At 36.3% G+C, this 6,900-nt stretch carries 7 protein-coding genes and 1 tRNA gene; 4 read left to right on the forward strand and 4 right to left on the reverse strand.

The window, feature by feature from the left end:
• Nucleotides 1-217: 217 nt before the first annotated feature.
• On the forward strand, nt 218-1,168 hold the full coding sequence (locus CUN59_RS00430) for a hypothetical protein (protein ID WP_104385983.1): 951 nt from the start codon (nt 218-220) through the stop codon (nt 1,166-1,168).
• 64 nt (nt 1,169-1,232) lie between these two features.
• Nucleotides 1,233-1,502: a hypothetical protein gene (locus tag CUN59_RS00435; protein ID WP_104385984.1), complete on the forward strand. Its 270-nt coding sequence runs from the start codon at nt 1,233-1,235 to the stop codon at nt 1,500-1,502.
• Between the two features lie 160 nt (nt 1,503-1,662).
• Here the strand turns inward: CUN59_RS00435 and CUN59_RS00440 are convergent.
• Together CUN59_RS00440 and CUN59_RS22550 are read right to left on the reverse strand one after the other, a co-directional pair.
• A tRNA-Gly gene (locus CUN59_RS00440) sits at nt 1,663-1,733 on the reverse strand.
• Nucleotides 1,734-1,783: 50 nt separating this feature from the next.
• A complete protein-coding gene (locus CUN59_RS22550) occupies nt 1,784-2,881 on the reverse strand; it encodes a hypothetical protein (RefSeq protein WP_243406816.1) in 1,098 nt (365 codons plus the stop codon).
• A gap of 423 nt (nt 2,882-3,304) precedes the next feature.
• On the opposite strand from CUN59_RS22550, the gene CUN59_RS00450 reads away from it, so the two are divergent.
• Both CUN59_RS00450 and CUN59_RS00455 read left to right on the forward strand, forming a co-directional pair.
• On the forward strand, nt 3,305-3,898 hold the full coding sequence (locus CUN59_RS00450) for a GNAT family N-acetyltransferase (protein ID WP_438501795.1): 594 nt from the start codon (nt 3,305-3,307) through the stop codon (nt 3,896-3,898).
• Between the two features lie 369 nt (nt 3,899-4,267).
• Entirely contained in the window at nt 4,268-4,771 is a 504-nt protein-coding gene (locus CUN59_RS00455) for a hypothetical protein (protein ID WP_243406817.1), read from the forward strand.
• Nucleotides 4,772-4,936: 165 nt separating this feature from the next.
• On the opposite strand, the gene CUN59_RS00460 is transcribed toward CUN59_RS00455, so the two are convergent.
• Together CUN59_RS00460 and CUN59_RS00465 are read right to left on the reverse strand one after the other, a co-directional pair.
• The gene (locus tag CUN59_RS00460) at nt 4,937-6,082 is read right to left on the reverse strand and encodes a histidinol-phosphate transaminase (protein WP_104385987.1); all 1,146 of its coding nucleotides are present in this window, start codon (nt 6,080-6,082) and stop codon (nt 4,937-4,939) included.
• Nucleotides 6,083-6,114: 32 nt separating this feature from the next.
• The gene (locus CUN59_RS00465) at nt 6,115-6,741 is read right to left on the reverse strand and encodes a YqiA/YcfP family alpha/beta fold hydrolase (RefSeq protein ID WP_104385988.1); all 627 of its coding nucleotides are present in this window, start codon (nt 6,739-6,741) and stop codon (nt 6,115-6,117) included.
• Nucleotides 6,742-6,900: the final 159 nt, after the last annotated feature.

Raw genomic sequence — 6,900 nt, forward strand, 5'->3', positions numbered from 1 at the left:
TATTGTCAAACCAGACAGCCTTAAAAGTACCTTTAAACAAAGATTCTGTCTAAACTGTCTAGGCTGTCTAACTAAAAATCTTAAAAAAACCATAGATAAATACCAGACAAAAGTATAAAAAAATACTAAAAAATAAATATTATAAATAGTTGCACAAATAAAATATAGATGATACACTTTATATATAAAGGATATTTATCAGACACAAAATAAAACTATGAACATCAAAGAAGTGCGATCGCTCCTAACCAAGCAAACAGAAAAAGTAAATCAACTGAAACAAGAATTAAAGACAGCAGAAGAAGAACAAGCGAGGTTAACAGAACTCGAAAAAAAGTTAAATCAGGACTATCAGGAAAAAATTAGACAAGCTACAGAACTACTTAAAGAAGCTCAAACAATAGCAGACTTTGATCAAGAAACTGTATTTAGTTCTGCCTGGACTGAATACGAAAAAGATCGTCAACCAACAGAATCAGAATTAGCAGTATTACAACAATTAAAAGATCAATTAAAAATATTCACAGAATTAAATAAGGGGTTACCAGAAGAGGATCAAATAGTCAACAAACAAAGATTATTAACATTAATAGATGGTGGCGTTACCCAGCCTGTTAATGAACCTGAAGAAGTAATTAACGAACCTAAAGAAGTAATTACCCAGCCTATTAATGAACCTCTTACAACTAATAACAAACTAGAAGAAATAAAAAAAGCAATCAACATTGCGATGGCGTCCGTAACCATACCCGAACTAAAAAAAGTTACTGCTAGTTTAGGATTTACGAAAAACGTTTATCAATCCTTAGAGAGTTATTTGGATACTGTTAGTGAATCCGACCTCTTACAGCTAATCTCAAAATTCATAATATATGTCCCTGACACTAAAGAATTTTTCAATTTAGATTACAGCATAGATATTAAAACCATCCGAACCATCGAATACGCAGACATCCCGCTAGATAAATTAGAACTATCTGCCAAAATTCACGCAGCTTGTCTAAATTTCCAAATTAAAAATGTAGGCTTGTTAATCGGACAAATGCAATATAACGACGGACGATCCTTAAATGTAGGGGTAGCCGGACGTAAAGAGATACGAGAAAAACTTATCAACCGACTAGGAATAATATTTGATTCAGATTCAGCCCAACTAACAGCAGCCTAACCACCGCGACCTGAGCAAGTCACTAAACTGCTTAGACTACTCCCAAAACTAAAGGTAAAACACAATGCTACTAAACCAGATCCAAAATATCATTGCTCAACTGGACAAGATAGAAGATATCTTTTTTGAAAGTGAACACCGAAAAATAGATCCTAATAAAGTGTCTGATATGAAACACTTAAAAGCAATATCAAAGATCATTAATGCTAAGGATACGCTCTTACTTGCCTTAGATTATTTGTTAGACAATGAAGAAGCCAAGCAACTTGATCAAGCAAAAGCCAGGCTAGAAAGGCTTTATCTTGATCTCCTAAACGATGATGAGAAAATATAATATAAAAAGCGAATAAGATTAGATTTGCTTATCTGCTTTTTTAGTGTTTGATTAATTGGGGCAAAATTGGGGTAAAATCCAATTAGAAAAAAAATAAAACAAAGGTAAACAGTTTTTGGATTTAGTTAGAACCCTTACAGATACTCAGTTTCCATTAAAAAGCGGGTGGCGGGAATCGAACCCGCATTAATAGCTTGGAAGGCTATAGTTTTACCACTAAACTACACCCGCGTATTTCCAGTTCAATCAAGATAACATTACTTTTATAAAATTGCAAGCCCCTATTGAGAATTTATTGGTTGAATTTTGAGACGAACATATAAATTGCTCAAATCAGGTTTTGAACCGTCTTGATTATAAGCAGCAAGAAAATTTTCTTCTTGAAATATCTGGTTAAGTGCTTGCTCATACATATTGGTTTCGCTCCGAAGTGAAGCTGGTTCAATAGCTATAACTATGGCCTGTTGAAAGTGTCCATTTTTATCAATAATTAAACTAGCCAGTATATTTGCTGGTTTGAGTCCCTCATCACCAGGAAGAAGACTAGGTTCTAACTCCTTTTCTCTACTGCCTTTATACTCAGCAAAAACATCTGGTAAAGCATCTGCTATCAGTTGTTTTTGTTGTATTAATTTACTCACCTCTTGTCTTAGCATCGGAGTAATTGTCGCCATAGCACCTCCTCCATTGACAGTTGGAGAAGGTTCTGGGGTGGGTGTGGGAGAATCAGCAGGAATATCTTGGGGTAGGAGAGTTCCTTTACCTAGTTTCACCTCTTGACGACGATTCCAAGGACGTTCACTTTCTGGAATGATGGGTGTTGTTTCTGGTGTTGGATTTGTAGGATATGATTGTTGTCTAATTGGTGGTTTTTCAGGTTCAGGCTTTTGAACTTCGGGTTTTTGAACTTGAGGCTTTTGAACTTGAGGCTTTTGAACTTGAGGCTTTTGAACTTGAGGCTTTTGAACTTGAGGCTTTTGAACTTCGGGTTTTTGAACTTGAGGCTTTTGAACTTGAGGCTTTTGAGTTTTATTCTCTTGTGTTAAATCAACCTTAGCCAATATCTCACCATCATCTTCCTTATTAGGTGTAATAGGTGGAGATTTTAGTGAAGGCGAAACAGCAGATTTAGTTTTAATTATAGATTTTGGTTCAGTAGCAATCTCGATGAAATCAACCGGAATCGAACTTTGGTTAGATGGGGGAAACCAAGCTTGAAATTCATCAGAAGAACGGAACAACGAAAATACTAATACATGAAGAGACACTGAACCAATAGATACAGCGATCCATAACCAAGGTGGATCAATATGTCTTCTTGAATTGTAAGATTTAATCGAATTATTATTTGAATAATTATTTGTAAGTGTTGGTATCATCTTTTATTTAAACACTTATGATATTTGGTTATTGACGGTTGACTGTTGCCTCATGCCTTCTGCCTTGCCCGGTAATGTTAGGAATAATACATTAGTCTGATGGACATACAAAGTATATTATTAAACAAATACCTGTTTCTAATTTACCAATCAGGACTAACACTAAAGCAAGTCGTAGATTTAGGTAATTTATCCATGAGGAATTGAGTATTTTTTTAGGTTCTTATCCCAGTATCCATTACTCAATACCTAGATCACCACTCTCTTTCGTTGCCAATTTAGGCGATATTTGTCTTTAATCAGCTAAAATAGTTGATTTAGATAGGTTTTACTAACTTAGTAATGATTAAAATACCATTCGGTCATATCTGGCAAAGATACTGGGAAAATATCTTGTTAAATCCTATTAATCCTGAACTAGCTTTGAAATACTGGTTTTTTCGCTCTCCCCATCCCCCATCAAACCCCATAACTAATCTATCTATTGGTCATTTACAAATTCGAGTAGCTACACCTGATGATTTAATAGATATTGCCCAAATTGTTACGGAAAGCTTTCACTCCCAGGATGGTTTATGGGGTTGGGCTTTTCCTTTATTCCGTCTGGGTATTTATGAAGACCTGAGACATCGTTTAAGGTTTCCTACACCTCATCATGTTTGTTTGGTTGCTGTGGATACGGCAGCTACAAATCAGAAAATTATGGGAACGATAGAAATGAGTGTGAGGCTAATTGATACTTGGCCTAGTTTAAATCAAAGTTTCCCTTATTTATCTAATTTAGCAGTTGCTCCCAGTTACCGAAGATTGGGTGTGGCTTCTAGTTTACTGATTTGCTGCGAGCAAATCTCCCAAAGATGGGGTTTTCAAGACTTATATCTTCATGTTTTGGAAAATAATCATCAAGCTCACCAACTGTATTGTAAGTTGGCATATCAGGTCTATAGTGTTGAATCTCCTTGGGATGCTCTGATTCTAAATCGGTCACGACAAATTTTACTACATAAACATATATAAAATTGCTAATGGCTGTCAACTTAACAATACAATTGGAGTTATAAAAGGTATCTATAGATATGATATTAATATAAGTGATATTGCTAAACTCTTATAGGAGTAATACCAATTTCTTATGAAGATGCACATGATCAGATTCCCCTTAGTAAGCTACGGTGTACACACAAGTCCTATGTGTCTTCGTTTTATGATTATTTAGCCTCCTAAATCCCCCAAGTTTGGGGGAATTGGGGGTTAGGGGCATTAAAACCCTATTAGGCAACTTGATTAGACTGTACACCGTAGCCTTGTAAAGGGGGAAAGGGGGGGGTAAAAATTTGATCAAAATTAACTGATAGTGAAAAGCGTAGATGCTATCAAACTGCTATAGTGTCAAATTATTACGCAGAACATAGTGTAGTTAACCCAATTATCATGCCAGATGGAAATGAGCAGTTGCAAAGCTCTGAAATCCTTAAACTGATTCACAGTGGCAAGGTTCTCATGGTGAATAGTCGCAAAAGAAATGGGTTAATACTCTTTAAAGAATACCATGCAGAATTTGCAGGGCCCGGAGCAGCGATTGGTGGAGATTATGATATTGATTGCCAAGGGATTTTACCCATAGGCAATATATCTTTATTAACTCCTGAATGCCATGAAGAACGTCAAAAAGCCTATTTAATTAGGCGACAATGGATTCGCTTAATTAAACAAATTACGGAGTTTCCAATTGCTAAACAGCGGATACAAAAAATTTTGGATCAGTTTGAGGTCTTTTTCCCTGCGGAAATAGTCGCTGATATACCAGATGCAGCTTTTGCTAGACTCGTAGGTGTACTACCACAAACTGTGACAATAGTACGTCGTCTAGGTATTGATATAGATAACTAATTAGGGTTTGCTGAATAATTGTTTTTGTGAAAACAGTTAACAGAGAGGAAACAGATCAACACACAGGGATTTTTTTGTTCCCAAAATAGGTAGACGTGAGATGAACTTCTTGCCTTTTGCCTTTTTCCTTCCCATGAGGACAATTTTTAACGCCAACCTACTTATCTATGGCTGTAAAGCTGCTTGGATACGTTCTATTGTGCGAGTGTTTTCGGCAGGTGTGCCTATGGTAATTCTTAAACTACTAGGCAAAAGTCTAATTAGAGTTCCCTGAGTTCTCAGTTTGTGAGTAAGATTTGTGAAAATCATATCTGCTGAATCAGATTGATTGGATTTAGCACGAACATAAATAAAATTAGTTGCGCTGGGTGCAATTTCTAAGATAGATTGCTGTGATAAAGCTGTAATGAGTCTGGTTCTTTCTGTTAGGGTTTGGGGAATTGACTCTAGTAAAAGATGGCGGTTTTCTAAGGCACTGATGGCCGCAGCGATGGAAAAACTGGGTAAATTGTAGGGAAGACGGACTTTTTCTAAGATAGCGATCGCCTCTGGATGTCCAATACAGTAGCCCACACGCATGGCGGCAAGACGGAAGGCTTTAGAAAAGGTACGTAATATTACCCAGTTAGGACGCTGTAATAATTCTCCTGCCAAGCTAGTTTGACTAAATTCAAAGTATGCTTCGTCAATGACTACTAAAATTTCTTCTGGTAAACTTTTTAACCATGATATTTCCCCATCTGTTAAACAGTTGGCGGTAGGGGAATTGGGATGAACAACAAAAACAACACGAATAGGAGGATTCTGGGTTTGTCCAAGGGCAGATTGAGCCGCTTCTAAATTGGTTTCAAAACTATTTTTGTCCCTAGGGACTGTGACTACAGGAATACCCAAGGTTTGGGCTAAAATGCCATACATAGAAAAGGTGGGATTAGCAACTAATATAGATCCTTCACCCTGGAGACAGGTAGCAATTAATAGGGATCTAATTAATTCATCTGAACCATTACCAACGGAAATATTACTAGCTGTAAAGGTGGAAGTGCTGAGATTAGCGGATTCATTTACATATTGGGCGATCGCATTTTTGAGTGTTTCGTGACCACCATCAGGATAACGATTAGTTTCTATAACTTGTTGATAAGTCCAAGCTAATTTTTCTTTAATTTGAGGTGGTAAATCTAAGGGACTTTCATTAGTATCTAATCTATCAAGTTGGATATTAACTGGTTCAGAACTATCACTGCCCGGATGAGGTTTATAAGCATTTAATTGAGATAAATCGGTACGAATAAATTTAAGATTTGTCATTGGTAATTAATGATTGGGAATGGTGAAAACCGCTATTGACAAAACGAGGAAATTGCTTGGCAAATTTCCTGATTGACATTGCCTAAACTATGATCACTATTGAGTTGTATTAATTTTACCCAAGAACGGGAATTAGCGAAAGAGTAACTAGCTTGGATCGGGATAACTTGATCCTGTTGCCCATGTAAAATCAAGGTAGGGATAGGACGTTGTAATAAACTTTCTGAATATTGATCAGCATCTACAACAAAATTATAATGTAGAGGTAGTAATTGTTGATAGCCATAATGGTAAATCATCACATATTTTGTCAATTGCCAGTATTTTAATCCTGTTCCTAATGTTGGCAACCAGTGGGACAAAAAACCGAAAGCTGGCGCTAATAAAATTAAACGTTGTATTTGTAAATTTTGTTGGGCAATATGGGCAGCAGTTAAACCTCCTAAACTAGAACCGATGAGGGTAACAGGTTGGGAATTTGCAGGAAGTTGTGCGGTAATTTGCTGAATTTGTCGAGTAATAGTTAAATTAGAAAACCCACCGTTATTTAAGTCAGGAATAGATATTGGTATTTGTAGTTGTGATAAATATTGTTTAATTTCTTGAGCTTTTTTGGAATAGGGACTAGACGCGAATCCGTGGAGATAGATGTAATTCATGAATGGTTAGAAAACTGAATTATGTCAGAATTCAGCATAGCATTGAGATCCCCAACTCTTAAAAAATCAGGGGTCTTAGAGGATATTTGAAAAGTGATAAACCCTAATTTTCATCACATTTTTACCCCCCTCTTCATACCCCCTAACCCCCAATTCTGG

Source organism: Cuspidothrix issatschenkoi CHARLIE-1, assembly GCF_002934005.1.
Classification (GTDB): domain Bacteria; phylum Cyanobacteriota; class Cyanobacteriia; order Cyanobacteriales; family Nostocaceae; genus Cuspidothrix; species Cuspidothrix issatschenkoi.

Coding starts and splice junctions, on each gene's coding strand:
- CUN59_RS00465 (WP_104385988.1), bottom strand. CDS start 6,741: ATGAATTACATCTATCTCCACGGATTCGCGTCTAGTCCCTATTCCAAA.
- CUN59_RS00435 (WP_104385984.1), top strand. CDS start 1,233: ATGCTACTAAACCAGATCCAAAATATCATTGCTCAACTGGACAAGATA.
- CUN59_RS00460 (WP_104385987.1), bottom strand. CDS start 6,082: ATGACAAATCTTAAATTTATTCGTACCGATTTATCTCAATTAAATGCT.
- CUN59_RS22550 (WP_243406816.1), bottom strand. CDS start 2,881: ATGATACCAACACTTACAAATAATTATTCAAATAATAATTCGATTAAA.
- CUN59_RS00430 (WP_104385983.1), top strand. CDS start 218: ATGAACATCAAAGAAGTGCGATCGCTCCTAACCAAGCAAACAGAAAAA.